The 24,921-nt window shown below is 50.6% G+C and carries 25 protein-coding genes, 2 tRNA genes and 5 pseudogenes; 17 read left to right on the top strand and 15 right to left on the bottom strand.

Annotation, left to right across the window (positions count from 1 at the left end; all coding sequences use genetic code 11):
* Nucleotides 1–18: 18 nt before the first annotated feature.
* The 10 genes and pseudogenes from HS1genome_RS04110 (at nucleotide 19) to HS1genome_RS04155 (ending at nucleotide 7,207) form a co-directional block, all read left to right on the top strand.
* Nucleotides 19–303: a hypothetical protein gene (locus HS1genome_RS04110; protein ID WP_126449735.1), complete on the top strand. Its 285-nt coding sequence runs from the start codon at nucleotides 19–21 to the stop codon at nucleotides 301–303.
* Nucleotides 293–1,093: an HAD-IIA family hydrolase gene (locus tag HS1genome_RS04115; protein ID WP_126449736.1), complete on the top strand. Its 801-nt coding sequence runs from the start codon at nucleotides 293–295 to the stop codon at nucleotides 1,091–1,093. Before HS1genome_RS04110 ends, HS1genome_RS04115 begins: the two co-directional genes overlap by 11 nt.
* A gap of 31 nt (nucleotides 1,094–1,124) precedes the next feature.
* Complete coding sequence (locus tag HS1genome_RS04120) at nucleotides 1,125–2,321, top strand: NRAMP family divalent metal transporter (protein ID WP_229768203.1); 1,197 nt, start codon at nucleotides 1,125–1,127, stop codon at nucleotides 2,319–2,321.
* A gap of 211 nt (nucleotides 2,322–2,532) precedes the next feature.
* Nucleotides 2,533–2,623, top strand: a tRNA-Met gene (locus HS1genome_RS04125).
* A 507-nt stretch (nucleotides 2,624–3,130) separates the two neighbouring features.
* On the top strand, nucleotides 3,131–3,628 hold the full coding sequence (locus HS1genome_RS04130; RefSeq protein ID WP_126449737.1) for a hypothetical protein: 498 nt from the start codon (nucleotides 3,131–3,133) through the stop codon (nucleotides 3,626–3,628).
* Nucleotides 3,629–3,636: 8 nt separating this feature from the next.
* The gene (locus HS1genome_RS04135) at nucleotides 3,637–4,164 is read left to right on the top strand and encodes a hypothetical protein (RefSeq protein ID WP_126449738.1); all 528 of its coding nucleotides are present in this window, start codon (nucleotides 3,637–3,639) and stop codon (nucleotides 4,162–4,164) included.
* 15 nt (nucleotides 4,165–4,179) lie between these two features.
* Nucleotides 4,180–5,102: pseudogene (locus tag HS1genome_RS04140) on the top strand (DUF1464 family protein).
* Nucleotides 5,036–5,935 carry a nucleotidyltransferase domain-containing protein gene (locus tag HS1genome_RS04145; protein ID WP_126449739.1) on the top strand — a complete coding sequence of 300 codons (900 nt, stop codon included), beginning with the start codon at nucleotides 5,036–5,038 and terminating at the stop codon, nucleotides 5,933–5,935. The pseudogene HS1genome_RS04140 and the gene HS1genome_RS04145 overlap by 67 nt, the downstream one beginning before the upstream one ends.
* Nucleotides 5,919–6,722 (top strand): triphosphoribosyl-dephospho-CoA synthase, encoded by an 804-nt coding sequence (locus tag HS1genome_RS04150; RefSeq protein ID WP_126449740.1) that lies wholly within the window; start codon nucleotides 5,919–5,921, stop codon nucleotides 6,720–6,722. Before HS1genome_RS04145 ends, HS1genome_RS04150 begins: the two co-directional genes overlap by 17 nt.
* Nucleotides 6,719–7,207 (top strand): metallophosphoesterase family protein, encoded by a 489-nt coding sequence (locus HS1genome_RS04155; RefSeq protein ID WP_126449741.1) that lies wholly within the window; start codon nucleotides 6,719–6,721, stop codon nucleotides 7,205–7,207. The genes HS1genome_RS04150 and HS1genome_RS04155 overlap by 4 nt, the downstream gene beginning before the upstream one ends.
* Here the strand turns inward: HS1genome_RS04155 and HS1genome_RS04160 are convergent.
* Complete coding sequence (locus HS1genome_RS04160) at nucleotides 7,156–7,677, bottom strand: GNAT family N-acetyltransferase (RefSeq protein ID WP_126449742.1); 522 nt, start codon at nucleotides 7,675–7,677, stop codon at nucleotides 7,156–7,158. The genes HS1genome_RS04155 and HS1genome_RS04160 overlap by 52 nt on opposite strands.
* A 46-nt stretch (nucleotides 7,678–7,723) precedes the next feature.
* Between HS1genome_RS04160 and coaBC the strand changes: the two are divergent.
* The 3 genes and pseudogenes from coaBC to HS1genome_RS04175 all read left to right on the top strand — a co-directional run bounded on the left by coaBC (nucleotide 7,724) and on the right by HS1genome_RS04175 (nucleotide 10,873).
* Nucleotides 7,724–8,949, top strand: a pseudogene (gene coaBC, locus HS1genome_RS04165) (bifunctional phosphopantothenoylcysteine decarboxylase/phosphopantothenate--cysteine ligase CoaBC).
* A 15-nt stretch (nucleotides 8,950–8,964) separates the two neighbouring features.
* Nucleotides 8,965–9,041: transfer RNA gene (locus HS1genome_RS04170), tRNA-His, on the top strand.
* A 1,364-nt stretch (nucleotides 9,042–10,405) separates the two neighbouring features.
* Nucleotides 10,406–10,873, top strand: coding sequence for a flavin reductase family protein (locus tag HS1genome_RS04175; RefSeq protein WP_229768202.1), 468 nt, complete (start codon nucleotides 10,406–10,408; stop codon nucleotides 10,871–10,873).
* Here HS1genome_RS04175 and cobM read toward each other — a convergent pair.
* The 9 genes and pseudogenes from cobM to HS1genome_RS04225 all read right to left on the bottom strand — a co-directional run bounded on the left by cobM (nucleotide 10,857) and on the right by HS1genome_RS04225 (nucleotide 17,747).
* Nucleotides 10,857–11,651, bottom strand: a complete 795-nt coding sequence (gene cobM / locus HS1genome_RS04180; protein ID WP_126449743.1) for a precorrin-4 C(11)-methyltransferase — start codon at nucleotides 11,649–11,651, stop codon at nucleotides 10,857–10,859. The genes HS1genome_RS04175 and cobM overlap by 17 nt on opposite strands.
* The gene (locus HS1genome_RS04185) at nucleotides 11,641–12,306 is read right to left on the bottom strand and encodes a cobalt-factor II C(20)-methyltransferase (protein ID WP_126449744.1); all 666 of its coding nucleotides are present in this window, start codon (nucleotides 12,304–12,306) and stop codon (nucleotides 11,641–11,643) included. Before HS1genome_RS04185 ends, cobM begins: the two co-directional genes overlap by 11 nt.
* Nucleotides 12,303–12,899, bottom strand: a complete 597-nt coding sequence (cbiT, locus tag HS1genome_RS04190) for a precorrin-6Y C5,15-methyltransferase (decarboxylating) subunit CbiT (protein WP_126449745.1) — start codon at nucleotides 12,897–12,899, stop codon at nucleotides 12,303–12,305. The genes HS1genome_RS04185 and cbiT overlap by 4 nt, the downstream gene beginning before the upstream one ends.
* Nucleotides 12,896–13,951: a cobalt-precorrin-5B (C(1))-methyltransferase CbiD gene (gene cbiD / locus HS1genome_RS04195; RefSeq protein WP_229768201.1), complete on the bottom strand. Its 1,056-nt coding sequence runs from the start codon at nucleotides 13,949–13,951 to the stop codon at nucleotides 12,896–12,898. Before cbiD ends, cbiT begins: the two co-directional genes overlap by 4 nt.
* Nucleotides 13,948–14,694 carry a precorrin-3B C(17)-methyltransferase gene (locus HS1genome_RS04200; RefSeq protein WP_126449746.1) on the bottom strand — a complete coding sequence of 249 codons (747 nt, stop codon included), beginning with the start codon at nucleotides 14,692–14,694 and terminating at the stop codon, nucleotides 13,948–13,950. The genes cbiD and HS1genome_RS04200 overlap by 4 nt, the downstream gene beginning before the upstream one ends.
* Nucleotides 14,681–15,714: pseudogene (locus HS1genome_RS04205) on the bottom strand (precorrin-8X methylmutase). Before HS1genome_RS04205 ends, HS1genome_RS04200 begins: the two are co-directional and overlap by 14 nt.
* A 4-nt stretch (nucleotides 15,715–15,718) precedes the next feature.
* The gene (gene cbiE / locus HS1genome_RS04210) at nucleotides 15,719–16,381 is read right to left on the bottom strand and encodes a precorrin-6y C5,15-methyltransferase (decarboxylating) subunit CbiE (RefSeq protein WP_126449747.1); all 663 of its coding nucleotides are present in this window, start codon (nucleotides 16,379–16,381) and stop codon (nucleotides 15,719–15,721) included.
* A gap of 5 nt (nucleotides 16,382–16,386) precedes the next feature.
* A pseudogene (cbiG, locus tag HS1genome_RS04220) lies at nucleotides 16,387–17,372 on the bottom strand (cobalt-precorrin 5A hydrolase).
* A 147-nt stretch (nucleotides 17,373–17,519) separates the two neighbouring features.
* Nucleotides 17,520–17,747, bottom strand: a complete 228-nt coding sequence (locus HS1genome_RS04225; RefSeq protein ID WP_126449750.1) for a hypothetical protein — start codon at nucleotides 17,745–17,747, stop codon at nucleotides 17,520–17,522.
* A gap of 56 nt (nucleotides 17,748–17,803) precedes the next feature.
* Here HS1genome_RS04225 and HS1genome_RS04230 point away from each other — a divergent pair, with 56 nt between their 5' ends.
* The 3 genes and pseudogenes from HS1genome_RS04230 (at nucleotide 17,804) to HS1genome_RS04240 (ending at nucleotide 19,023) form a co-directional block, all read left to right on the top strand.
* Entirely contained in the window at nucleotides 17,804–18,118 is a 315-nt protein-coding gene (locus HS1genome_RS04230) for a hypothetical protein (protein ID WP_126449751.1), read from the top strand.
* A 140-nt stretch (nucleotides 18,119–18,258) separates the two neighbouring features.
* Nucleotides 18,259–18,672 carry a DUF1286 domain-containing protein gene (locus HS1genome_RS04235; RefSeq protein WP_229768205.1) on the top strand — a complete coding sequence of 138 codons (414 nt, stop codon included), beginning with the start codon at nucleotides 18,259–18,261 and terminating at the stop codon, nucleotides 18,670–18,672.
* Between the two features lie 56 nt (nucleotides 18,673–18,728).
* Nucleotides 18,729–19,023, top strand: a pseudogene (locus HS1genome_RS04240) (type II toxin-antitoxin system RelE family toxin).
* Here the strand turns inward: HS1genome_RS04240 and HS1genome_RS12230 are convergent.
* Nucleotides 19,004–19,144 (bottom strand): hypothetical protein, encoded by a 141-nt coding sequence (locus tag HS1genome_RS12230; RefSeq protein ID WP_170166193.1) that lies wholly within the window; start codon nucleotides 19,142–19,144, stop codon nucleotides 19,004–19,006. The pseudogene HS1genome_RS04240 and the gene HS1genome_RS12230 overlap by 20 nt on opposite strands.
* A gap of 194 nt (nucleotides 19,145–19,338) precedes the next feature.
* On the opposite strand from HS1genome_RS12230, the gene HS1genome_RS04245 reads away from it, so the two are divergent.
* On the top strand, nucleotides 19,339–20,184 hold the full coding sequence (locus HS1genome_RS04245; protein WP_126449753.1) for an NAD(P)-binding protein: 846 nt from the start codon (nucleotides 19,339–19,341) through the stop codon (nucleotides 20,182–20,184).
* Here HS1genome_RS04245 and HS1genome_RS04250 read toward each other — a convergent pair.
* The 4 genes from HS1genome_RS04250 to pth2 form a co-directional block, all read right to left on the bottom strand.
* Nucleotides 20,156–20,935, bottom strand: coding sequence for a carbohydrate kinase family protein (locus HS1genome_RS04250; RefSeq protein ID WP_126449754.1), 780 nt, complete (start codon nucleotides 20,933–20,935; stop codon nucleotides 20,156–20,158). The two genes, HS1genome_RS04245 and HS1genome_RS04250, sit on opposite strands and share 29 nt — an antisense overlap.
* 692 nt (nucleotides 20,936–21,627) lie before the next feature.
* Entirely contained in the window at nucleotides 21,628–23,400 is a 1,773-nt protein-coding gene (gene cedB, locus HS1genome_RS04255) for a DNA import protein CedB (RefSeq protein ID WP_126449755.1), read from the bottom strand.
* A 32-nt stretch (nucleotides 23,401–23,432) separates the two neighbouring features.
* On the bottom strand, nucleotides 23,433–24,527 hold the full coding sequence (gene truD / locus HS1genome_RS04260; protein ID WP_126449756.1) for a tRNA pseudouridine(13) synthase TruD: 1,095 nt from the start codon (nucleotides 24,525–24,527) through the stop codon (nucleotides 23,433–23,435).
* Between the two features lie 8 nt (nucleotides 24,528–24,535).
* Nucleotides 24,536–24,883: a peptidyl-tRNA hydrolase Pth2 gene (gene pth2 / locus HS1genome_RS04265; RefSeq protein WP_170166198.1), complete on the bottom strand. Its 348-nt coding sequence runs from the start codon at nucleotides 24,881–24,883 to the stop codon at nucleotides 24,536–24,538.
* Nucleotides 24,884–24,921 lie beyond the last annotated feature (38 nt).

Genomic DNA, 24,921 nt, shown 5'->3' on the forward strand with positions numbered 1-24,921 from the left:
TCATGCGAGGGATTTAAAATGTTGTTGAAGCCCGAACAGTTGGGAATAGAGAAGTTAATTCGTGTAGATGGTGGGGAGTGTTGGAAGTACATCGGAGAAGCGGGGGAAGAAGTCTTCACCCTTTACGTCTATAAGGGGGACCTCTCTCTATACTTTAAGGTCATACGGAATTCCACAGGAGAGGAGGGATGCAGAGGAGCTCTACTATCTCCTGTGGGGCTTTACGGTTTCGTGAAAAGTGAGGAAGAGTTGCCTAATGCAGTTAAGGAAAAATTGAGGAGGATGATCGACCGTGAAGCTTGAGGACTACGACCTAATCTTCTCAGACGTCGACGGAGTTTTAATGAAAGACGGTGATCCAATAGAAGGAAACCTTTCAGTTATAAGGAGATTGATTAGGGCTGGAAAGAGAGTCATTCTAATTACAAACAACTCCGGATTTAGCAGGGTCCTTCTCTCTAGGCAGTTAAGCGCAATGGGGGTCGAAATTCCTCCCACCGACATAGTTACGTCGGGGGTGGCAGCCGCAGTTTACTTAAAGGACAGGCTAAAAGTTAGGGACGCCTTCGTGGTGGGGGAGGAGGGATTGGTAGAGGAGCTTAGAGCGAGGGGCATAAGGGTATTGAGTCAAGAGGAAGTGAAGGAGTCCACCCCAGAGAGCGTGGTAGTAGGCCTAGACAGGTTCTGCACCTACGAGAAACTCTCGTTGGCCATGCACTCCATAATGATGGGAGCTAAGTTCGTCGTGACAAACATGGATAGACTATGGCCGTCCAAGAAAGGTTTCAAGCTAGGTGCTGGCGCTCTCGCTAGCAGTATAATCTTCTCTTTGAGAAGGGAGCCAGACTTCGTAGCGGGGAAACCGAACCCTTGGATCATAGAGGCCGCCAGATCTAGCCTTGGAATAGACGGTGAGGGGAAGATGATAATGATCGGAGATCAACTTGAAATAGATGTCAGAATGGGTAAGGAGCTAGGAATAGACACATTACTTGTCCTCACTGGAGTGTCAAAGCAGGAGGACATCAAAGGTTCATCAATAAAGCCGGACGTGGTGGTTCAGGATCTAACACATCTATACGACGAGGCGTAATTTTTTTAAACGGACAATGTAGCTCGATACGATGAGTCGTAAATATCACACAGTCCTCAGATTTTTCGGCCCCGCGTGGCTGGTGATGATGGCCGACATGGACGCCAGTAGCACTATTGGAGCGGCGCAGACTGGAGTTGAGTTCAGGTATGGGCTAATATGGTTCCTTCTCCTTCTAACGATCCCTTTATTCATAGTGCAGGAGGTCTCTGGTAGAATAGGAGTAGCCACGAGCAAAGGACTGGGAGAGTTAGTGCGGGAGCGCTATGGCCCCAAAGTAGCATACCTAACGGCGATCCCCATGGCACTCACAGACGTCGTAACATACGCTATAGAGTACGCCGGAGGCGCAATAGGGTTCGAGATGCTTGGCGTTCCACCTATGGTGAGCCTACCCGTAATTTACATCCTTCATCTACTAATCGTTACAAAGAGAAAGTATGCCGAAGCCGAGAAAGTTCTCCTTGGAGTATCGGGACTTCTGATCTTGGGCTTTACGGTTGCTCTATTAGAGAGAGGCCTAGAGCACTACTCGCCTATATTGTTTAGCGCCTCTCCCAAGTTCCTCCTGATTCTAGCCGTTAACGTGGGGGCAGTTGTAATGCCATTCATGTTGTTCTTCCAAGCGTCTGCCACAGCAGATAAAATCAATACAATAGGAGAATTGAGGAATGAAAGTAAGGAAAAACTACTCAAGCTCATGAGGTGGGAGACCCTAGTTGGGGCGCTTGTAACAGAACTGCTCATGGTAGTGGTCGAAATGGTATCCTCTGGCCTGCCTCAGACTACGAACTTCGCATCGGCGCGCGTCCTTTCTCAACTACTGTCCTCCGTAGCTGGGAAGTACTCGCCACTTCTATTCGGAGTGGGATTAATTGGCGCTGCCTTTCTAGCTCTAGTAGCGATTTCTATGGGCAGTGCGTGGGGGGTGGTGGAGGCCATAGGTGTAACTAGAGACAAGAGCTACTGGATCTACGTTATAGAGAGTTTACCCGCATTGATAGCTGTGACATTGATACCAAGCGAACAACTTGTGAATGCTGTGTTGTACCTTTTGGTGGTCTTCGTCTTCGTGCTAATAGGTCCCCTCCTAACCATGGGCATCGTATCCAGGGATAAGGGAGTAATGAAAGAGTATGCTAGTAGCAAAGGTTTAGAACTGGCTTACTGGGCCAGTGCTATCTTCCTTATATCTTTCGGTTTACTAGCGTTAGCTGCATCGCTATGAAAAATTGCGGATGAAACTGTAGTCCAGACTGAAAAAGGAGACAGGCGAAACATACTTAGATTTTCTCAGGTCCGCTTGACGGTCCGACATCTCCATTGAGCATCTCCATTGAGTGCAGAACCTCGTTGACCTTAAGATCCTTATACTGAAGGCTAGGTTACCTAAGCTTTTGTCAAAAAGCTTTAAAACGAATAAGGAAGAGCTATCAAATAGCGGGGTAGGGTAGCCTGGTTAGCCCGCGGGGCTCATAGCCTCAAAGGCGAGAGACCCCGAGGTCCCTGGTTCAAATCCAGGCCCCGCTACTACAATGATGAGTTCTTCGAAATGGATAGGTGACGTTAGCGGGCAGCCACTGAACCTTTGGAAAATTTTATGTGTAAGTTAGACCAAACCATTCACCCTGAGGACTGACAGGGGAGCGGACTCCTCCAATGGGTCCTTCGGAGTGAATGAAGAATGGCGAACCTGCATTGCCTGGGGATAGAAAAGGGAGACGTGCAACCACCTAACACCGTCAGTAGAGCAACTCCTCAGAAAGTCTGCGTAGGTGGGAACCACTCGCCGAAAAAGATCGCATGCTTTCCCTCCCCTTTTCTTGACATCGAAGCAATGAACGAGGAATTATCGTGGATTCCTTTTCAGTTTCAGTATCTCGACTATGACGAGTACACCGAGCCCAAGCCAGCGGGATTTCTATGGTTAGAGATCAAACGAGGTCTTATCGTAGAGGGGGATGAGATTCGTCAAATAGGAAAAAAGAGAGGAGACCCAAGGACTTAATCGCGATATTCCAAGACCTCCTAGACAGGGTGAGAGACTTAGCCTTCAAGGATAGAGCCGAATACCACGAGACCGCCAATAGAATAATGGAGATCGGAATAAAAATGGTTGAGTCTGACCTATCGGCGTCGGTGGAGCAGTGGTTGAGAAGAGCGTCATTGATAAAGGAACTTAGGTCTCTAGGTTACTCGATAATTCCATTGGATGCACTCATGAATCCTAACGCCGACGGAAAGGACGCTAGTGCGGTGGGTACGAAGACTGGGGGCTTCCTCTCAGCGAGAGGATACGAAGTGTCGTTCTTGGCAGACGTTGTTCAACTCATGATCGCCGGTTCTAGCGTTCATCTAATCAACGACAGTAAAGAGTTGAGGCTCACGATCGTGATGCCTACTGGTTCTACGTCAGCACTCCTGGAGTTCACGTGTCACTTCGTCGATGGGTTCCTCTCCTCTTACGGCTACAGGAAGCTGGAGGAACAGAAGGTCTCGACGGACTTCGTTAGTTTAAAATACGCTAAATCCTAGCCTATGAAGTGCCCCGTCGTAAGAAAGGTACCAAGAAAGACAGATGTAACACCTGGGTTGAATGTGAGATCTATGAAAGGCTCAAGGAACTGTCTAGGAGAAGGGGTAGCAGTGTTTACAACTACATTAACGAACTTGTAGAAACGTCAATAGAGCTAGAAGATAGGGGCGTCACGGCATCGGCTGCTGGAGAGGTACTCATAGCGTGGAACTTACTCAAAGCAGCGGGGCTGATAGTGAGCCCGATCCTCGGAGGCTCGTTAAATGAGTGGAAAGGAGCGGGGGTGAGACTAGGGACTCTGATAAAGCACAATTCACTCGACGTCAACATGGCTATAAAGGTGTTCTCCATGATTATGGAGTGTTTGGGACATGTGGAGGTGCAGGGCGACAGAGTTATAGTGGCAGGAATACGGAGTAATGAGGATACCATAAAGTCCACGGTCGAAATGATTAACGCAGCGTCTAGCACTGCGGGAATCAAACTAGAAGTCAAGTACGAAAACGGGGTAGTTTTGTTGGAAAGGAAGGAGTAACCTATAGGTGGAATCTTGAGGTTCGCTGGAGTGGACCCAGGGAGCGGGACTTACGCGATCGCCACAGTTGATGAGTTGGGAGAAGTTATAGACTACTTCGAGGTACCGACAAATGTAGTGGAGAAAGATGCGTTGAGGCTGGTGAAGTACGTGGAAGACGAGAGGCCCTACCTAGTTGCTATTCCCTCAGGTCACGGACTACCCCTGTTGTCCACTAGGGAGCTAACCGAGAAGGAGTTTGGACTCTTGGCTCTAGCTGATCCGTGGGGCGCTGGGCACCTTAGATCGTTCCTAAGGGCGGCTAAAATGCTCAATGGATTCACCGTGCCAGGTGTGGTGGAACTTGAGTCTGTACCCGAAGCGAGGAAGGTGAATAAATTGGACATGGGTACTGCTGACAAGGTAGCCTCAGCCTTCTTCTACAGGACTATGATGGAGAATTTCGTCTTACTGGAGGTAGGAACAAAGTTTACCTCCCTAATAGTAGTCAAGGACGGGGTGATAATTGATGGTTATGGAGGCACTTTACTCCCTGGACCCTCCTCTCCTGGTGCCCTAGATGGGGAAATAGCCTATCTCCTCTGCAGGTTCTCGAGGATCACGAAGGAAACCATATACGAGGGTGGGAACAGTGACTTGACAGTAGCGCTAGCCTTAGCTGAATACTACTCGAGGAAGTTAGATGTTCCTATAGTGGTCTCGGGAAAGAGAAAATGGGAAGTTCCCGTGGGCGTGAAAATGGAATTCAAGTTCAAAGAGGCGGCCGTGGGAGCGGCGTTAATAGCGAACGCTGTGGGAGGGGGATAATGAGGAGGTACGTGGAAATGCTCAAAAGTTCAGGGACTCCTCTATCCCACGTGAGGCTCAAGGGATGGGAAGAGGTCACTTCTTCGATAGAGACGTACTGGTCTCGAGGGATGGTTCAATTTACGTCGTGATAGGAAACGCACATCCTCCAGGCTACGTTCTAGCTTACTTGAAATACGTGAGGGGTGAAGGGCCTTGGAGAGGTTACAGGAGGGTGCTGAAACAATACGGCGTTAAGAACCTCATCTCCTCACCTCAAACCATGAGCTTAGAGCCCTGCTACGACGTGACTTTTCCCATACTGCCAGTGAGCCAACTTGAGTCACACCTCCTCCCCGAGGAGGGTTTTCTGAAACTCCTGAGCAGGGCCGCGGACAGACAAGGAGAAGCGTTAATGGAACTCGCGCTCTCTTTAGGAACGAAGGAACTGGGTGTAACTGGGTCTCTCCTCACTGGGACCTATCACATGGACTCCGACGTAGATGTACTGGTTTACGGATGCAGGAGAGCCATACAGGTAATGGAGGAGTTCAAGGGATTTCAAGAGGACGTAGAGTGGATATCTCAGACCGCTAGAACTTACGGACTTTCGATCGGGGACGCTAAGGCACTCTACGACGTGAGAAGGAGAGGAAAAGTCAAGGGGGTAGGGTACTCGGTCGGTTTCGTTGATGATAGACCACACAAGTACTGCGAGAGGACTTGCAGAAAGTTGGGACCTAGGGAGGCGGTAGTGGAGGTGGAGGGTTGGTGTGATGCGCTCTTCTACCCAGCTTCAGCTCAGGTTATTAGAGGCGTAGAAGGTAAGGTCCCATCTAAGGTCTTGAGTTACGAGGGAGTGTTCTCCCCTCTACTTTTCGGAAGGAGAAAACTAAAGGTGGTCGGCATGTCAATGGATTGTGAAGGGGAGGACGTACTTGTCCTAGGTGACAGGGAGGTGACGGGATATGTCAAGGAAGTGTGATTTAATAGGTGCTTTAATGTCCTCCGCCACCCAGATAGAAGCCTCCACCTGGAAGCCAGGGAACACTTCACTGGAACAGATAGCTAGAGGTGTGCCGCTGAGTGAGTTATTGACGGCCGCTGCAATAACCAGAAGATACTATTCCCTCGCCTGCAAGGGCGTGAAACCTACATTCTCAAACCTCAGGGTAGCAGTGAGCGAAGCGCTGGCCCGGGGTTTGAAGTACGCCATTTTTGGAACAGCATTGACCCTGCTGCCCATGGCTGCTTCGAAGGTGGAGGATCCCTCTCAGCTTAGAGAAGTAACAGAGACGTTAAGAACTATGGGAGAGGATGAGGCTAGGGACTTCCTGAGGGCCTTGGAGCTAGTCTCACCCTCCTACCTAGGCCGCATGAAAAGGCAGGACTATAGGGAGTATTCGGGTACGCTTTGGGACCTCCTAGTTGCGTCCTCTCCGTTCGACTCAGTGAGCAGGAACCTGACGAGTGGCTACAAGTACACCGAGATGGCCTACGCCGAGATCGCTAACTCCAGGAACCTCGAGGAGGGAACTCTTAGGGCGTTCCTCAGGGTTCTAGCGGCTGTCCCAGACGGCCTGATATACAGAAGACATGGAGGCAGGGTCGCTATGTGGGTGTCGGAGAGGGCCTCCGAACTGTTCTCCTCTGGTACGGAACAGGAACTCGAGAGTTTTAACCAAACCCTGTTAGAGCGTGGATGGAACCCTGGGTCAACGGCCGACGTGGTAGCGAGCGGGATATACCTATACCTGGTGAGTTCCAAATGAAGGTGGTGATGGTATCTAGCGGCTGGTGCGAGTTGTCGGTGATGAGAACCCTATCTAAGCTAGAGGTCGATCTGTTCGTTGGCCTCGGAGACCTGGAGTGCCCTAACCTCTTACCTAGGTTCCTTGGAATCCTCGGAGAGAAAGATGGGGTCTTCGTAAAACACTTCTTGGACCAAGGGAGGTACCTGATTTCAAACCGAGAGCTCTCTTCCGATTTCTCGACCGACGTATGGATAAGTCATTTGGCACCTCGCGGCTCGTCAACAGGACTGATAGCGGGGTTGGAGGTCGGGGATTCGAAACTGACGGAGAAGGCCTTAATGCTGAGACCTAAACTGATCTTTCACGGCCATAGCGAGGTACAAGCAGTGAATACTCTCGGAGAGACAACTGTGGTGTCTCCAGGTCCTCTAAGTAGGGGACTGTTCGCACTTTACGATAGCTCCAGTAGGGAGTTCTGGTTGAGCTCCCTAGCCATTAGGTAAGCGTCCTCTCCATCCATGTAGTAATGTCTTAGCGTTTTCACTCTTCTGAAACCGAGCCTCTCGTAGACGGATATGGCAGGATAGTTGGTGATCCTTACCTCCAAGTAAACCTCATCTGCTCCATACGCCACTCTCATTCCCTTCATTGAAGCCTTCAGCAAGTTCGTGCCTATTCCGTTCTTCCTGAACGGTTCCAACACAGCTATGGAAACTACGTGGCCCTTCTTAACTAGAGACGGAAGTTGCCTCACTTCACTGAAACCCCACTCTATCCTAGGCATAACGTAGCCTATTACATCGTTCTCTATTTCAGCAACGAAGAACGCTTGACCGTAGTCCCTCAGGAGCTCGGAGAAGACGTAATAGGGATAGTTCTCGGGGAGAGTGGCCCTATTAATCTGCATTATTCTCTCTAAGTCATCCTCCTTAGCGTTCCTGAGAGTGTACTGCCTTCGCTCCTGAAGCTCCATCTTGCCACCAACAACCGTTAATAGCGGACGCTTAAATGTACTTCTGATGATCCACCCCTCAAAGGCCATAATCGGCGAAATCTCCAGTGAGCTGAAGGGTAGGACGATAGCACTTGGAGTGACTGGGAGCATATCTCTCTACAAGAGCATAGATCTGGCGAGGGCAATGATGAGGCGGGGGGCAGAGGTACGAGTAGTCATGACTGAGGCGGCCACTAAGCTGATATCGTCAGAGGTGTTTAGGTGGGCCACCGGAAATCCGGTGGTGACGGACCTCACAGGTGAACTGGAGCACGTTACCTTAGCTAAGGAGTCCAGCTCCATGGTGGTGGCCCCCGCTTCGGCAGACGCCCTGAATAAGATGGCCTTGGGAGTGGCCGACAACTCCCTCGTGGCTACTTTCCTAAATGTAGTAGGTTCGGGAAAGCCGGCCCTAGTTGCACCCGCAATGCATGGTCCAATGTACTCTGCACCGCAAGTCAGAGACTCCATCAGGAGGCTCAAGGAAATGGGGGTTAAAGTGGTGGAACCTTTAATGGTTCGGGACGTAGCTCACTACCCAGAGCTCGATCACCTTGTTACTCTAGTAACTTCGTACACCTTGAGGGGTGACGATCTGGATGGAGTCAGGATCCTCGTTACAGCAGGCCCTACTAGGGAGTACTTAGATCCGGTGAGATTCCTCTCTAACCCTAGCAGTGGCCTTATGGGAATATCTATAGCCAACGAGGCCACAGCCAGGGGGCCGAGGTTACGGTAGTGAAGGGTCCTACGGAGCTTAGATCCTTCGCACAAGAGGAGATCAGCGTGGAGACCACAGACGAGATGACCAAGGAAGTGAATGGGGCATTGAGTTCTAAGCCTTATCACGCTGCGATCCTAGCCGGAGCTCCAGCGGACTTCAGGTTCCAAGGTGTAAGAAACTCTAAGGTAGATAGCCACAGCGAGGTCCCAGAGGTGAAGCTAGAGAGGACTCAGAAAGTGTCAGAAGTCCTCAGGAAGTACGACCTCTTGAAGGTGGGATTTTCCGCCGAAACTGTGAGTTCAGAGGAAGAGTTAAGAGAAAGAGCAGTAAGGAAGATGGACAGACACGGATTTGATGTAGTCGTGGCCAACAACGTAGCCAGGAGGGATATAGGCTTCTCATCTAAGGAAAACGAGGTAATAATTATAACTCCAAAGAGAACAATAAAGGTTGAAAAGGCTCCTAAGTGGGTAGTTGCAAGAACCTTAATAGACGTTGTGAAGGAAGAGCTTAAATCTCGGGGATGAAGTAGCGAGATGGTGGCTCGGGTAGCTTAGATTGGTAGAGCGCCGGGCTGTGGACCCGGAGGTCCCGGGTTCAAATCCCGGCCCGAGCCCCACTTTTAGGTTCTTCTTCCACGGATATCCTTAGATTTTCATATAACGTATAATATTGAGTGTTAAACGTTATTGCTTTCGTTCATTTTCTTTTACAGATGACTTCTCGTCGGAGGTGAGCGATATTCCTAAGGCGATAGATGTGTGAAAAAGAGTGAACGTTACTTACAGAGGTTTGGAAAAAGACGTAGGGTCTCTTTTTCGTTGACCGATGTTCCTTGTACAACTGTGAACTACCACGCCCTCACGGACGGGGCGTCCTAGCGGTGAGTCCCGCACCTCGGAGCGATATCGTCCCCGTCCGTAGCGGAGGTTCCGTGGAACCGTCCTGTGAACAGTACGGGAGAGGGGTCACGGAGCGTTTGCCCTCCACGGGCGTAAGTTCCCACAGTTCCTAGGGTGCCCAGCCGTCACGGCCGAGGTCTGAGGATCGCTTTTCCTTACGTAAAAACCTTATCTATAGACGGGCTATCCGTCCTCACGGAAGGGCTCTTCCGCCCCTTAACCCCACTCAAGTTAAACGCCCTCGAAAGATTCCTTCAACTATATTAGCGTTATAATTCGATCGAATAACGGGTCCAGGGAGAGTAGAGTAGTGAACTACCCCGCCCTCACGGACGGGCATCCCCACCTCGTGGTGGGGATTTCCTGCTTCCCGGAGGAACCTCGATCCCCCATACACCCACAGCGGAGGTTCCATCGAACGGAACCGTCCTGTAATGCCCCGTGTGGAAGAGGGGTCACGGAGGGTTTCCTCTCTACAGGCGTGAGTTCCCCCAGTCCCGAGGGTGCGACCCAGCTCTTACAGCCGAGGTCTAGGAATATTATAGTTTTCTGGTATAAAAGGTTTCTATAAGGGGGCTATCCATCCCCTCCCTTACGGAAGGGGACTTTCGCCCCCTTAACCCCGTTAAGTTAATTTGCTTATAGAAGACGGACTGATTACGGATTCCCCCGAGATCCTCGAGTCCCTTTGAGTGAAGAGTCTCTGAACAATCCACCTTTCCGACCGAGACGTTAGTCTCGTACCTATGACGAGAACCACCCTGGAGGAGGAACCCTCAATTGTGAGAAGGAAGTTAGAAGGGGTTTGAGCTTCACAGGATTTCACAATATTTGAGATCGATCCTCCCCTTCGGCTTCACCGAAGTCTCTGGAAACGCTCAACTCTATTGACAGGGCGGTCTAGACTCATCGGACCGTTGACCATAGATGGGGAACGCACGCCCTCTACCCCACGTGGTCGGGGTGAGAGTTTACCCATCTAATGTGACTGTACTTTATTTCGACTTCAAAAACTTCCCTGGTTAAGGGAACTGTAGACAGAGGCAAAGGAATTTTGTCTCGTGGCTTGTTTCGTTTACATATGGAGGAACTTAGGATGATAATGAGGGAGTTACCCCTCCCAGTTGTAATAGTTACAGTGAACTGGAGGGGTAATCAAACGGGGATGACGGTGAACACGTTTAACTCGCTTTCTCTTCGACCTCCCCTCATACTATTCTCTGCAGACCGCAGCAAAGGGAACCACTTGCCTTTCATCGAAGCCGACTCCTTCGTAGTTAACTTCGTCGAGGACGAGAAACTCTCTGACCGCTTCGCTAACGTTCCTCCTGAGGATAGGTTCACCGGACTGAAATTCCACAGAGGTGTGACGGGAGCGCCCATCTTGGAAGACGCTTACGCTTATATCGAGGCCAAAAAGTCCAAGGTAATAGACGAGGGTGATCACTCGATTTTGATAGGGGAGGTGTTGGAAGGAAAGATCGTGAGGGATGGCCGGCCCCTTCTCTATTACAGGAGGAGATACTGGAGACTCAACGAGTTCGCTTAGGCGCCTTCCTAGGCCTGAAGGTGTGTGCGTGGGAGGGGTCGTAAACACTGGACCTTACTTCTCCCTTGTACTTCTCGGGCTCCACTACTTTCCCAACTAATATAATGCTATCTTTACTAATCTTCCTCTTGCGTACCTGGTTAACCAGTTCGCTTAACCGGCACTTGAAACTCAGCTGTTCAGGCCAGGTTGCTTTGTAGACTATAGCTACAGGCGTATCGTCGGCTAATCCTGCCTCTCTTAACTCTCTCACCACCTTCTCCACCACATGAATTCCGGTATATATGGCCAGGCAGGCACCCTTATTGACCAAAGGTGCAAAATCCCTAAGAGAGCCCTCCATGGGAACGGCGACAGAGGCCCTTGTAATTATAACCGTCTGGGAGATCTTGGGCAAAGTCAGCTCTATTCCTAAGGCACTAGCTGCCCCCAGTGCTGCGGTGATCCCAGGAACTAACTCGTAGTCGATACCTGCGTCCTGAAGGGACCATAGCTCCTCCATGAGCGCACCGTATATGGAGAAGTCCCCCGACTTCACCCTCACTACCAGCTTACCTTCCTTCGCCCTTTCTACCATTATCCTGGATATTTCCTCCTGTGTCAGGCTGGCAGTGTCTATAATTTCCGCCTCCCTCCTGGCATATTTCAGGATCTCCCTGTTCACAAGTGAGCCAGCGTAGAGAACTACGTCCGCGTCCTCCAAATAGTTCCTTCCCTTTACCGTGATGAGTTCTGGGTCTCCAGGGCCCGCTCCTACGAACACCACCCTACCTCTCACGGTGCCTCACACCTATTAGCATCGAGAAGTAGTCTCGTTCGTGGGTTCCATCCCATTTCTTGAGGACCTCCTCAGTCATGTAACACCTCCTTGCGTAAAATAGATCGAACTCCCTAGCTAGAGAACTCGCTATGTCCCCCAAATCCTCGTTGCCCTTCAGGATCACGACCGTATCAACTAGCTCGAGCGTGTTTAGCTCCCTCGCTTTGGCAGCAGGGACGAGTAAGACAACCTGATCTCCCATCGCAAGAGGCAAATTCAGCCTACAGGCACAGGCCGTTATAGAACTCACACCTGGTATTAGCTCTACTTCAACATTCGCTAAGAAATCTGCCAGTCTGAAATAGGTGCTGTACAGTGTTGGATCTCCCAGCGTAACGAACGCGCCGACCCCACTGACTTTGAGCCCTTCTTCGAGCTCGCGAGCTAATTGTTGCAGGGACTCGGTCTTTACGGTCCTCCCCATTGGAAAGCCTAGGAACTTCAGTTGAGTTCTGGGCTGGATATACGGAGAGATCACCTCCAATGCTAGGCTCCTATTAGTACCTGTCGAGTACGGGACGAAGATCACTCTGACCTGGGACAAAACTTCCACGGCCCTCACCGTTAACAGCTTCGGATCCCCAGGCCCTAACCCCAGGACGTACAACTTCAAGGCTTTTCCGCCCCCACCACGAATATCGGGTTCCTCGCCATCATAGCGTGCCCTCTTCCTGTCTTAAGCGACTTAGCTACAATTAGCTCCGTCACCTCCAGGTTCGTGAAACCCAACTCTTCCAGCGTCGAGATTGCTTCCACGACAGTTTGAAGTAGAATCGCATCCACCACCACTTTTCCTCCATTTACTAACAGGGACCTAAGTGTCGTCAAGGTTTCCCTCAACTTGTCGGAACCCCCAACGAAGGCCCTGTCGACCTGCCCCGGTATGGAAAGGAGGGCCTGTGGGGCCTCGCCCAAGGAGACAGCCGTCCTGTGAACAAGGTTAAACCTACTTAAGTTCACTTTCGTGAGCTCTACCGCCTTGGGGTCCTTATCTAGGGCGTAAACCATACCCTCGTTCCCCACTGCATTGGCGAATTCCACGGTAGTGCTCCCAGAGCCACATCCGACATCTATCACCCTTTGCCCCCTCCTGAGCCTCATCTTGGAGACTACTACAGCCCTCACTTCCTCCTTGGTCATGGGCACCCTCTCCTCCCTAACGAAGAGTTCGTCCGGGATGCCAGGTACGTCGAACGGCCAGCTCAAGCGTCACCCACCTTAGCCAATACTGCTCCCTCCTCGTCGCACGCTACGACACCCAATGAGGCGCTTCCCAGTTCTCTTAACCTCGCTAAGGCCCTCTCTGCAACGATCCTCATCACCACCTCCTTCTTCTCACCCAGAAAAGTGAGGGCTTCTCCCACGGTCTTGGAGGAAGCGACCCTCAGCAGAGTTTCGCCCTCAACTCCAGCTAGAACTGACGCGTGTGTTATAGTCTCCACCCGAGCGTCCCCGAACCTGTTGTGCGTGTTCATAATTCCTGAGGCCAGCTTCACCAGTTTACCCGGCATACTGACTACCACGATTCTCTTGAAGCCGCGCGCTATGGCCTCTGAAACGGACTCTCCAATCCTGTCCCCCACCTTCACAACCACGTCACCATAAATGGCCCTTCCTACCCGAGCACTCGTGTTCCCTGGCGCTAAGACGGCCAGCTCAGAGGAAAATCTCAACGAGCAGAGCTCGACCCTAATGTGGTCGAGGTAATCTTCGTCACTCACAGGAACCTCCACTCCCGTTGTACCGAGTATGGATACTCCTCCTTCTATTCCAACTGCCGGGTTCATTGTGTTTGCTGCCAAGGACGGGCCGTCTGGCACTTCCACCACTACTCTCACGCCCTGGTCCCTCCCAGCTAGGGCCTCCTTTACGCTCTGCTCTATCATCTGTTTCGCGGTGGGGCTTATGGCTGTCTCGCCTACCTTACCTCTGAGGCCTTGTCTTACTACCCTGCCCACTCCGTGTCCTCCTTCCACGTGTACACCGCTTCCCTCAAACTTACTACAACATGCCATGACTTCGGCTCCGTCTAATACGTCGGGATTATCCCCTGCCACTTTCCTGACGCTGGCGCAACTCTCCTGATCCCTCGCCAAATACCTCTCTATGGGTATCTCCAGTCTCAGTCCTATAGGTGTAGGGACCACCACCGCCATTGGTTTCGCGCCGTCCAAGAGACTACAAGTGGCTGCCTTAGCTGCGGCGGCTGCGGCGGCTCCAGTAGTGATGCCGAACCTCTTGAGGCTTAATACGATCAAAACCGATACCTCCTATCGTAGCCTCTGGGGGTTATCATCCTACCGTTGCACACGTAAGTTCTCGAGTTACCCACTATCAATGTGGTCACCATGTTTACCTCGTTCAGATGACTCTGCCACTCTCCCAACGTTGTGAGGATCACCTTCTCTTCAGGTCTGTAAACCCCTCTAACTAGTCCCACCGGCGTCGATGGGACCCTGTACTTGGACACCACCTGCATTGCCTCCTTAAGAAGCGAGTGACTGATCGGGTTGTAGAAGACTAACTCGAAGTCTGCCTCAGCTGCCCTGTCCACCTTCCTCAGGATTTCCTCCCTCGGAGTAAGGAGGTCGCTCAAGCTCACCGCGGCGAAGTCCATAGCCAAGGGAGCTCCCAGTTTGGCAGCCGCCGCTGTCGCCGCGGTCACGCCTGGAACCACCTCTACGTCCAGGTCGACTCCTCTCCTGCACATCATCTCCATGGTGGGACTCGCCATTCCGTAGACCTGGGGATCTCCGCTAGAAACTAGGGAGACCACCTTCCCTTCCTGTGCCTTCTCGATAGCGATCCTCGCCCTGAAGAGTTCCTCCTTCATGTCTGCCGTCACCACCTCCTTTCCACCAAGCAAATCGCCTATGAGTTGGGCGTAGGTTCTGTAAGTCACCACAACGTCGCTTTCCTTCAGTGCCTCTACAGTCCTCAGGGTCCTAAGGTCAGGGGATCCCGGCCCAGTGCCTAGGAGATATATCTTACCCCTCTTCAACTGAACTCACCCTCTTGACAACATAATTAAAGGCCGCTACAGCCAAATTGCTCCCACCGTAAGATCCCCTTACTACTATCGAAGGTAAACCAGACTCAACTAGTTCCTCCTTTACCAATGCTGAATTGGTGAAACCCGGGGAGATGCCACCACGAAAGGAACCTCGACACCTCTACGCAAGGCCCTTAAAACCTCCAGCAGAGCGGTAGGAGCGTTACCTACCACTGGGACCTTTGGACCACCCTCAGTTAGTCCCTTCCTCATTCCCAATTGTGCCCTGGTCAATCCATTCCTTTTGGACTCCATTACGACGTCTGGATCTCTGATGTGCAACTCCACTTTACTCCATCTGAGTCCTGTTGCCACCATACCGATGTCGGCCACAACGGCCACACCCCTCTGAAGGGACTCCCTAGCTACAGTCCAGAGCTCCTTGGACACATGAACCACGTCCGCGATCTCTGGATTACCGCTGGCATATACTAACCTGGCAACTAACTCCAACATCTCTTCTGCGAGCCCACCGTTCCTTTTGGTAACTATTTCCTTGGCAAACTCTAAGCTCCTCTCCTCTATCTCCATCGGATCTTCAACGTACTCCTCCTTCCTTCCTCCCAGGGCCCTAGATATCCTCAGGGAGAGAGCCAGCTTTACCAATTGGGAGTCCGCCAGTGGCTTCGTGAAGTAAGCCTCGAACTTCTTCCCATGGAAGTTGGCTTCCTCCCATCTCTCGAACTCTTGGACACCCAAGAACCCCATTACGTCCCTGGCAACGTGATTTCCTCTACCCAAGAAAGCCAAGGCAAAGACAACCCTCCTCATGCCAGAAGAGAGGAGTGAGGCGAGAGCATCCCTCCAGTTGGGATAGGAGAACTCGTTGTGGGCCAAGATGACCTCCGATTGAAGTTGGTTACTCAGGTAATCTGAAAGCCCACCCAAATCGTCCAAGAAAGTCTCCCGCCTAGAACCGTGCGTTATCACCACAATTGCCAAGTCTCGCCCTCGCGTTGAAGTATCCACCTTCTCACCTCCTCACGAACATAATGACGAGGTCACTGAAGCTCTCGCCGGTCTGAATTAGGGCCTCCGCCGTCGTCTTAACGATCCTCTGGTCGGGATAGGTAACTTTCTCCAAAACGTAAACGTCCCCTTTATGTCCTAACTCAACTAGCCTCCTAGCTACCGACCTCACACCATCCCTGCGGGGTGGAGGTATCACCATGAGGGATCTCCCCAAGCACCAGGCCGAGTCGAGTTGAGATAACAGTTCACTCTCGTCACCCCTAACGTGCAGTGTAACGAACACTACGTTGGCCATATCTTCCTGCACTAAGGCAAGAGAGGTGAGCAAGGAGGATACGCCAGAGACAACCTGTACTTCAGTTCCAACCTCGTTGGCCGCAGCCCTTATTTTTCTTATAAATTGAAAGTCGGAGACCGAGGGATCCCCGTGATCCAAAATAGCCACGTCGAAGTGTTTGGAAAGGCCTGTCAACCTCTTAATCTCTTCAACTTCGTTTTCATACCTAAGCGGGACGATTTCCTTAGAGTGAAAATATTTCGTAAACCTAGATAAAACGCTCTCCCATCCACTCACGACCTTCGCCCCCTCAATGATCTCTAATCCCTTAAGGGTAAGGTAAGATGGATCCCCTGGACCCACTCCCACAATGTAGATCCTCCCCATTCCTCTCACCCATAAGCGGCTGCCGCCACTGTCATCTGGCCCCTGTAGGGGATCTTCCGCATTAGAAGTCGAGACCCAGGACCTGCAGCCATTAGCGCGCAGGCCTCTGCCACTCCCCTCACGCCAATTTCCCTCAACTTACGGGAGGGGGAGTTAAACAGGTCCAATCAACTGATTCCAATTGTTCCGTCGTGAAGAGCATGAAAGGAACTCCGAACTTCTCGGCCACCTCACTCACTACTCTCCTGATAGACGAGAGTTTCGTGACTCTAGACCAGCTCAAGCCTAACCTAGCGAGGACGTGTGTCAGTCCTTCCTCCACCACGTCAGCAGTAGTCTCCTCCTTCGCTCCAACTCCAAGAGATACGTTCAAGAACTTGAGGTAGACAGTATTGGGGTCATCGCTTTCTTCATCGCTCACTCTTATCCTGTATTCACACTGGTCCCCAGAGAAGTCAAAGTTTCCCCTCAAAGCTTCTCTGGGTAGTCCCGGTACGTCAACACAGACTCTCTCGCCCCTCACTATTGCTCCGTTGACCTTGACGGCAGCTCTCAGGTTAAGGATCTTGGCCACCGCGAGCTTAGCTATGTCCTCCACACTGCTGTATCCGAATTCCTCGGCAGCTGTGGTGATGACAGCGGTCGCTCCGAGAATTTCCGCCACTTCCCTTGCTGCGCTATTGGCTCCCCAATGAGCACCTAGAACGGGTACTACATACTTTCCTGAGTCGTCTACAACTAAGACTGGAGGATCGACCTCCTTTCCCTTAGCGAACCTGCAGACCGTCCTCACGGCACCGCTCACTGCCATCACGAAAACGATACAGTCCACACACTCCCAGAGCCTCTCGAGGTCGGTATCGGCATACTGAAGAAGTATTGTGGGAACCTCTTTCGATCTCAATTCGTTTTCAATACGTTCGGCCGTGGAGAGCCCCATTGGGTTTGCGTAAACAACAGCCACTCCTCTCCAAGCGCCTTCTATAATCATTTGGATAACCTATCCTGGTTAGCCTATCCAAATATATAAAACTTGATCTCGGTGGATTGTCAGAACTCGAGATAGACGCGATTAGTAGGAGTCCAATCGTATAGTGGACTCCAATTCCCCTCAGCGAAATTAGCTTGGTTTGACCGATCAGGCCCAGACTAGGACCGCGTAACCCTTCTTGAAGTCCCCCATGTCAGGATCCACGTCTACAGCAACATACTTGTCCTCAGGATCCTCCAAGTTGAGGATCCTAGTATTGAACCCCACATAAAGGGAACTCACACGCTCCAAGTCTAATCGAGCCTGAGCTAAGTCCTGAGACACTGAAAATATCGCGGCAGACTGCAATATGCTGCTTCCCAAGAAGGATTTCAATTCAATAATATTGGGAAGTAGCCTCTTTTAAGCCTTGTTCGACCTAATGCAATCTCGTGGAAAGCCTCAGGGTGAAGGTAATATACGGTCCATCGGGAGACCTAGGTTTGCTGCCCTTGGTTTACAGCATAGCTAAGATGGTTCCTGGAGTTGACGTCGAACCAGAATTCGACTTGATGGAGGAGGAGGCGTTAGTAGAGGTGAACGGTGTGAGGATAATTTACGATGCATCGACCTACAGTGAAGATGTCATAAGAGCCTTAATATTTAAAGGGACGTTGGGAGCGGCTCACATCCTAAGGAGGGAGGATGGTGGTTCGACTTACTTTCTAAAGAGAGATCCTTCCATGCAGGACGGTGCTTTGAGTTAAGTCTTTAGGACTCTGAATCCGAATCCATCCGAGTAAACTACCCCGACCTAACGGACGAGGTCTCTGGTGTTAAAAGATGAAAGCTAGCTACTCACTTCGTCTTCCCGACGGGCCTCCTCACCCTTTTCTCCACGCCCTTCCTGGGCCCCTTCAACTCCCTCCTCCTGTCCTCCCTGCTCTCCTCCCTCTCCAACTCCCTCGTAGATGGGCTGGGGCACGAGGTCAGGGGAGGCTTCGTGAGGAGGACCCCCAGGACCCACACCCTCCCCCGCTCCGTGCTCTGGGGACTCCTCCCCTCCCTACCTTTCCTCTTCCTGTTCCGGGATCCCCTACCCCTGGCCCTAGGCCTCCTAGTGGGCCCCTCCCACATGTTCCTGGACGTCTTCAAGGAGAGGGGGATATACGTTAAGAAGGGCGGTAGGAGGAGGATCGCGTTGGCCCACTTCTCCTACGACGACCCCCTGGTGAACGGTTTAGCGGTACTGTTAGGAGCGTTAATGTTGTTTGCATCAATGCGGCTACACACTTATCACTATTACAACTATTATTCCTAATGAGATAATAAAGGAGAAGAGAAAAATTTTTAAATCTCTTTTCTACATCTCATATCGTGGTTTGTGAGAAGTGGGAATTGAAGTTCGTGTTTAGGAATGAGGATAACTAATCTAGAAGAGCTGTCAGAATTTTTGGCTAAAGAATTTTCTCATGAGGAAGTTGTAATGTTAATTTTTGATAAATTGTATTTTCTCAGAGAGGACCCTAAAAAGTATGCTAGGGAGAAATTGAAGAATCAAACAGATAGGGACGGAAGGCCTTTATTCTCTATAGAAGTAACTGGAGATATAAGGATGATTTATAGCTTTGAGCCAAAAAATTGTACTGTATTCATTTGGAGGATCGGGTAGCATAAGAAAGCTTACCGTTTCTAGCCCTAATCTTCTTAAGCGTTAATTCCTTCAACTTCTCTAATTCTTCATCACTTTCAATTGTTACGAAATAATATTCGCCGTCTTTTCCGCTCTTCATATGTGTAGACTTCTCACAGAGGTTATTAAAGGTGTAGTCTAGAATAAACTCCCCAGTTAACTGAATAGAAATTCAAAGTAGTTAATCCTGTCTAGATCTCAAAAATTTTTAGTGAAAGAGCTCGCTCTCGTGATAATGAAGTTTGGTTTCCAGAAGCTCGACTTCTTTATGTGTAACGACGTACTCCAAAGCGTATGGATTTGGTAATCGGGGGAGGAATAGCCGGACTCGTTGTGGGGAAAAGAACAAGGGGGTTAGTAATAGAGGAGCAACCTAGGTTGGGAGGGGTGTTCGCGATTGAGGAATTGATGGATCTCAAGGTCCCCACAATTGCCCCAGTAGTCTGGAATCCGAGCTGTGCCGACGTGCTTCAGGAGAAATTGAGGGTGCAAGAGGTAGAAGCCGTCTGGACTGGAAAGGGCAAACTAGAACTAGATAACGTGGAATGGGCTCCGATCCCCTCCAAGAGATTCTTTCTCATTCAGAACATGGACATGTTCATTGAAGGAAGTTTTAGGGAGGTGCGAACTATGAGAGCTAGGATAATCAGGTTGACCACCTCCAGGGTAGTACTGTCAAACGGAGCTTCCCTTCCACTTGACTCTGTGTATAACGCTGGTTCCAGGAGGAGGGTCGGAGAAATGTTGGGAATTAAGGAGGAACTCAGTTCTCTGGCGGTAGGAGTCACATTAATGATTTCTGAGAAACTTCGCACAGATTGGAACGTCGCCATAATGAGAGGCACTTCTTTTCAGTATGCCCTGAGAATCGAGGCCCCTAAGTGGGACCTAGTTTTCGCTTACTCCATTTACGAACCAGAGAAGATCCCCCCCGATTTACTGCAGAGAGTCGTCTCTGAGGCCAAGAGGAAGTCGTTAGTGGGGACAGTGGTGGCAGTGAGACAAAGAGTTCTGAGGGAAGGAGTATTAAGTGGTAGTCCAGGAGGACAATTCCCGTCTAACTTCCACCATTGCGGAAGGTTGGGTGAGTGGAAGAACTTGGACCTTTGCTCTACGATAGAGTCGGCAGAGAGTTGCTGAAGGCCTCTACCAACCACTTTGCCTTTTCCCCTGCCTCCCACAAATCGTAACCGGAGAGCCTGAGAGTGAAGAAGGCAGCCAAGAGAAAGTCCCCATTGCCTACAGTTCTTTCCCCCTTCATGTCTGTTCTAACAAACCTAGAGCGCGAGTCGCCGACTAATATAAAGCCGTCAGAGTCGAAGGATAGTAAGACCTCTCTATTTCCAGCTAAACTGAGCTCTTGAAGTGTAGACTTCAGAGTTGAGTATTCCTCGAAGTTTGAGTGAAGTACCTGACCCAGTGGAGGTATCGGCCTCAGGCCGCACTGAGGCCTCACGAAACCTTGAACATCCACAGCTAGGGGTGCTTTCACCCCTCGAAGAAACTCCTCCCTCACCTCTCCGCACACCGGGTCAACTAACACCCCGTCCGCGTCGACATTCACCTTTTCGGAAATCGAGCCAGCATTACTGAGCACTTCCATCCTCCTTACGCCATCCACGAAGGAAACCCCAAAGGTCGTTGTGGAAGGACCCCTCTCTCCTATTAATTCGTGAGGAAAACTGAGTATATCCAACGGGTAGTCAGGCCCGTAGTTTCCCAGCAATAACGGGATTCCACCAGCCGCTACCACCCCCATGCCTGCGTAGAGCGGGGGACCACCGGGATACCTCTTGCCATCTATCAAATCAAAGGTAAAGTTGCCTACAACGAGAACTCTAATCTTCTTCCTCCTCTTCGACATCTTGACTCTCTTCCTCCTCCTCTTCATCTGTACGCTCTATCTCGCGAATTTGAGTACGATCGTGGTTCGCCAGGTGATAGATGGTATCGTCTTGTGTGAAGAAGTAGGTCCCCTTAGTTCTTTCGTCAAATCGAGAATCACAGGGTCTACAGATGGGACACGAGTACAGTCCCGTTTGGAGATCGTAGCATATGTCGTATTTCCTTCCATTTATCTCAACTCTCTTAATCTCCCACTTTGGCGTCCATCTGGCCGTCATTGAGAGGGATTTCAGGGTGTGAATAAAAAGATGTGGAGTCCCCCACTATTTCTCGTATAGAGGGTAGAAGTTAGTTACAGATTAACAGGCCAAACGAGTATAAAGCTTAATGCCTCAGGGTGAAGAGATAGTCTCTACGTAGAGTTGGTGTATATTCGTTACCCCTCATGGAGAAAGGGATTCAACGGGAGTGGAAAAAGTAGTCCTTCAGAGAGGAGTACTTCACATCAATGTAAGTGTACTAGGGGACACCCTCAAATTAATACATGGAAATCCCTCATCGGACACGTCTGGATCTTGGGTGTGTGTTCGTTGCTCCTCCCTCGCTTCCATTCTTCGACAGAGCTGAGGAAGAGCGCCATTAGCGTCGCTGAGAAGATTTTCTTAAGGACTTCACTATTTTATAGAGTCTATACATCTTCGTCGTGAGGTAAGTCTGTTCTCTGGTTAATGCATAACACTAAGACCACCTTTGAGGCACGTCTAGACTGACCCTCATAGGTCTCGGATCACCCAGAAATCTAACTAATGCCTCGCCTCTACCCATATACAACAAATGCCTATCTACCTCTTCCTCCGTGAGATTGGCGAATCTAGCTGCTGAACTCCAGAACTTCCTGTCTCCGTTGTTTAGAAGGACCATGAGTCCCACGTTGTCTAAAAAGACGTCGGCCTCCTCACCTAGGTCTTCTGGATTTTGTGTTGCTATCATTGCAAATAAACCGTGACCTCTTCCTCGTTTCACTATGTCGGCCACTAGGGGATAGTCTGGACCTTCTGCCCTCAGAACTGTCCATGCCTCGTCTAAAAGAACCCCCATCCTAGGTTCGTCTGGAGTTTCAGAAGAGTACTTGTTCATTAGGTCCACCAAGACGGTAAAGGTAGTCAGTCTCCTCAACTCCTCGCTTTTCAGGAGAGAGAGGTCTACAACATTAATCCCATCCCCTATGGCATCTACGATAGAGCCCCCCACCTCAAGAAATTTAACTGAATCAACGACCTTCCTGATGTAAGCGGTGTATCGCACGTCGTTCGACATTACTTTATCCATGACGTGATCCCAGCTAGTTCTATCCGCTTGGGATTCCCTCAAAACGTGAAGAACAGCTTCATAAATGATGGAAGAGGTATATTTGTCCAATCTGAACGAGTTTGCCAGAATCCCTTCCACCTGCTGGGCCCTTACTTCGAGAGGGACCCCTTTTACCTCAAGTAGCCCCAAGCCATTGACTAGCGGGGAAATAACCCTGTGTTGAATCCCGTTCCTCCTGAGCCGCCTCCTCACGTCTCCCTTTACGTCGATAGCCAAGATTGGGAGTCCGCTTACGACGTTGAGTTTAAAGGAAGTCCACAAGAGGAATTCGGTCTTTCCACTCCCAGTTGGGCCCAAAACCAAGAGGTGAGGATTCTGGGACGCGTCGATGTTCCAGAACACCGGAGTCCCATGTTCCATCTCAGTCCCTAGGTAGATACCATTGAGTCTCAGCTCCGCTCTCGGGGTCTTGGGGAAAGAGAACGGAGCGAGGAAAGGTAATTGAGAGGGTAGGGCGGGCTTACTTCCCCCTTTGAGGTTCATTCCTATCAGCCTGCTAACTTCGTCGGAGGTCGCATTTCCCAGCCTCATCCCAATTGAACTTAACGCCGATCTTACAACGGAGGAGACGGACCTGACTTCCTCCGCACTCTTCCCGTGTATGACTACGTAAAACTCGAACTTGAACGGGGCCTCCCCTTCGTTCAACTTATCGATCATTTTCTGAATTATGTCCAGCTTCCTTCTGGCCTGTTGGTTAGATGGATCTGCCTCGACCGTTATTCTCAGGTTCTGTGCAGTGTGGAGAAGCTCCTTGAGGTATTCCGACTTATCAACGTGAGTTCTTCTCATCACAAGAGTCACATCGTTCTCCACATTGATAGACCTGTAAAACATGTTCACCTTGTCCCTTAGGGCATCTCCCCCCATGTCCCTGTAGTCGAAGGGAACGTCAGTCACCTTCAACACAGCGATGGCACCCTTGGGAAATACGGCAAGCCCATCCTCTAGTCTTAATGGACCGTCTGCTCTGGTTATCTTTAGTTTTGACCTTATCCAAGGCCATCCAAGGAAACCCAAAAGGGCCAAGGCTAGAGCAACGAAGAGCGGGTTTTTTGTTATAACATAGAGGAAAGCCAATGGTAACAGGATAGGTAAGAGGTTCCTCTTCCACTCGTCCACGTATGGATGGAGTCCCAACAAACAGGGGGTGAAGACCGAATCTAACTACCCTAGGTGTAGAGCCTAGGATCTCCCCGCAAAATTTCCCTCAATACCACGGAAGCATACATTCCCCTCTCCAAGGAGAACATGAGGACGTTTCCGATGACCTCCAAATCCCTAACTTCCATGAATGCTCTCCTAACGATTGGCCTGAGTGACACCTTGAGCTCCTTCACTCTAAATGAGTCCTTCTCGATGCCTTCCTCTAAATATATCTCCCTGCAGTCCTCATCACATTCGTTGAAGTTGGTAGATAACCTTAGCGAGGTATCTCTTTTCGATTTATGAATGACTCTCGAGAGATACCTATTAAAGAGGTAACTCTGATAAGCTTCAACGAAGAAAGCGGGAGGAACTAAGGATGCCTTGAGGGCCTCTAAACAATTACTGGTTTTCGTGTACCTAGAGAGGACAACCCTTTCCTGCTTGAAGTATGAAGGGATCAGCTCTAGAGCCTTCTCAAGTTCCCCCCGTTGAACCGCCTCTCTGAAAGCCCTGCCCTGAGGACCTTCTCCCAGGAACGGGCGAGAAACGAGGAAACTCAGAGCTCCACACCAGTCACGCTGAGAAATCAGTTTCCCGATGACGTGAGTCACGGGTCTCCGAGTTCCAAACCGTTGATACCCTATGAAAGCTGGAAGGATACGTAAAGCAGATATCTCATTTGCCCTCCTATGCAATTCACCTGTGTCCTCTATGTCCAGTGTGATGTTGAACCTGTTACCGTAATGCGAGGGCCTCACGTTTGTCCTTCCAACCAATCTAGCGACGAAACCCCTTCCCTCCACCACCTGCGGCAGATTAGGCATGTTAGGCACTGTAAGGAGCTGCAACGTTACAGCATCGGCGTCCTTTATGCCCATGTAACTTGGCTTGGCCCTCAATACAGAAGCGAGTTCTCTTACTACAGAGAAGTGATCTCTCCCCTCCTTCCAGAGAAGGTAAACGGCCAACTTCCCATCTTCTCCACCTTTCCAGCTGGAAACGTCCGTTCCTCCATCTACTAGCTCTCGTACCTTAAATCCCTCCGGTCTTACCACTTTCCCGAGTAGGGGAGGCCACGAGTTGATGAAGTAGGTTTCCATTCCGACGACGAGGTCCACAGGATGGACTACAGTAACTTCAGGTCACCTGTTACAACGTCGATTAACTCGTTGGGACCTGGACCGACGGCCGCGCACGTTAAAGTGCCCGGCTCCACTTGAGTCCTCCCAGCGTCTCTTATTTCGGAGCAGATTAGTCCCAACGATCTCGCCTTCCAGCACCTCTCAACTAGCTCGGTCTCAGAGGGAACTTTGACGACGACCTTAGGCTGTCCCTCGGAAAGCCAAGAGTCTAACCACTCTTTCCAACCTCTTTTCTCCATCGCTTCGAGGACAGCTGACACTGCAGCGTGGGCGACCTGTGCGGCGATCTTTCCCTTCCCAAGTTGCAAATCTGTCCTTACCATCACCACCATCTTCACGGCCTTGAGGCGAGGTATAAACTTAAAAACGT

Origin of the sequence: Sulfodiicoccus acidiphilus (assembly GCF_003967175.1) — an archaeon.
GTDB lineage: Archaea > Thermoproteota > Thermoprotei_A > Sulfolobales > Sulfolobaceae > Sulfodiicoccus > Sulfodiicoccus acidiphilus.

What these genes read in the sequence shown, in the direction of transcription:
- HS1genome_RS04110 (WP_126449735.1), top strand. Translation starts at nt 19, where the DNA reads ATGTTGTTGAAGCCCGAACAGTTGGGAATAGAGAAGTTAATTCGTGTA.
- HS1genome_RS04120 (WP_229768203.1), top strand. Translation starts at nt 1,125, where the DNA reads ATGAGTCGTAAATATCACACAGTCCTCAGATTTTTCGGCCCCGCGTGG.
- HS1genome_RS04145 (WP_126449739.1), top strand. Translation starts at nt 5,036, where the DNA reads ATGGGAAGAGGTCACTTCTTCGATAGAGACGTACTGGTCTCGAGGGAT.
- HS1genome_RS04150 (WP_126449740.1), top strand. Translation starts at nt 5,919, where the DNA reads ATGTCAAGGAAGTGTGATTTAATAGGTGCTTTAATGTCCTCCGCCACC.
- HS1genome_RS04155 (WP_126449741.1), top strand. Translation starts at nt 6,719, where the DNA reads ATGAAGGTGGTGATGGTATCTAGCGGCTGGTGCGAGTTGTCGGTGATG.
- HS1genome_RS04160 (WP_126449742.1), bottom strand. Translation starts at nt 7,677, where the DNA reads ATGGAGCTTCAGGAGCGAAGGCAGTACACTCTCAGGAACGCTAAGGAG.
- HS1genome_RS04175 (WP_229768202.1), top strand. Translation starts at nt 10,406, where the DNA reads ATGGAGGAACTTAGGATGATAATGAGGGAGTTACCCCTCCCAGTTGTA.
- cbiE (WP_126449747.1), bottom strand. Translation starts at nt 16,381, where the DNA reads ATGGGGAGGATCTACATTGTGGGAGTGGGTCCAGGGGATCCATCTTAC.
- HS1genome_RS12230 (WP_170166193.1), bottom strand. Translation starts at nt 19,144, where the DNA reads ATGAAGAGCGGAAAAGACGGCGAATATTATTTCGTAACAATTGAAAGT.
- HS1genome_RS04245 (WP_126449753.1), top strand. Translation starts at nt 19,339, where the DNA reads ATGGATTTGGTAATCGGGGGAGGAATAGCCGGACTCGTTGTGGGGAAA.
- HS1genome_RS04250 (WP_126449754.1), bottom strand. Translation starts at nt 20,935, where the DNA reads ATGAAGAGGAGGAGGAAGAGAGTCAAGATGTCGAAGAGGAGGAAGAAG.
- pth2 (WP_170166198.1), bottom strand. Translation starts at nt 24,883, where the DNA reads ATGGTGGTGATGGTAAGGACAGATTTGCAACTTGGGAAGGGAAAGATC.